The sequence below is a fragment of the Vibrio sp. 1167 genome (assembly GCF_033340375.1).
Lineage (GTDB): Bacteria > Pseudomonadota > Gammaproteobacteria > Enterobacterales > Vibrionaceae > Vibrio > Vibrio alginolyticus.
The window spans coordinates 1-1056 of sequence record NZ_JAWOWK010000121.1; the positions used below are offsets into that span (position 1 = coordinate 1).

At 43.7% G+C, this 1056-nt stretch carries 2 protein-coding genes; both read right to left on the bottom strand.

What is annotated here, in order from left to right:
- Positions 1–95: 95 nt before the first annotated feature.
- Positions 96–551: a transcriptional regulator SlyA gene (slyA, locus tag R7Z78_RS24795; RefSeq protein WP_017447361.1), complete on the bottom strand. Its 456-nt coding sequence runs from the start codon at positions 549–551 to the stop codon at positions 96–98.
- A gap of 211 nt (positions 552–762) precedes the next feature.
- Positions 763–1056 (bottom strand): response regulator (locus tag R7Z78_RS24800; RefSeq protein ID WP_169643730.1); only part of this gene is annotated, 294 nt, incomplete at its 5' end.

The following is a 1056-nucleotide window of genomic DNA, read 5'->3' on the forward strand; positions in this document are numbered from 1 at the left end:
GGACAAACGCGACGCAAGAATATTTGATCCAACGCGCGAACTTTTGGTCTGGAGTCATAGGCGTTTACTTCTCTTTTTTATTAGGATTTCTGACTTTATTCGCCAAGTGAATCGAGCGCATTGTGAGCAATTTGCTCTAGGATCAAGCCCAATTTCTTTAGCTCTTGGTCATTGATTTCTGAGAGCAGTTTTCGACGAACCTGCAAGATGCGTTCTTCCATTTGTATCAACAGCTCTTTGCCTTCGTCCGTTAAGCTGACAATTCGTGCTCGCTTGTCATGCTCACAACAACGTCGCGTAATGAGCGATTGCTCTTCGAGTAGTTTTAGCGTGCGCATCAACGAGGCAAGCTCAATCTCAAGCGCTTCAGCAAGTTGCTTTTGACTGATGTTGTCGCCCATTCGATACAGCTTCCAAAGCGCCGTCCAGCGCGGGTAAGTTAGGTTTAGCGGTTCGAGCTCACGGTCGGCAACCATCTTCCATAAACGAGCGACACGAGACAGTTTTTCGGCAAGGGACAGATCTCTCAAAATGTTGATGTCTTGAATCATAAGATGCACTCTATTACTTAGCGTGCTAAGCAATATAATTTAGTTAGCACGCTAAGTAAATATTTTTGTGATTTAAATCACAATGAGTTTTTGTGCATTTAAAAGGTTGTGAAGAATTAAGATCTTCAGATTGCAGGAAAGAAAAAGCCCAACTCAGAAAAGCTAAGTTGGGCTAGGTAAACAAAGAAACTACCGTAAATGTAGCAGCAAACTATGTCCGTTCAATCAAGAAGCGCAGCTTGAAGTCAACAAAAGCCTCGTGGAGTGCATTTTCTTTAATGGGTTTCAGCAAAACATAGTTCGCGCCTGCTTCCATAAATGCATCACTGGTTTCTTGCGCAGTGTCGGCGGTGCAGGCGTAAATTGGCGTCCCCAATTTCAAGTTTTGACGAATCTCTTTCGTGGTTTCGATGCCACCAAGATGCGGAAGTTGGTTATCCATCAAAATCAAATCATAAGAGTGATCTTTTAAGAACTCCATGGCTTCTAGCCCATCCTTCGCCCA

Excerpts from the sequence above, each read along its gene's own strand:
- slyA (WP_017447361.1), bottom strand. The coding sequence starts at position 551 with ATGATTCAAGACATCAACATTTTGAGAGATCTGTCCCTTGCCGAAAAA.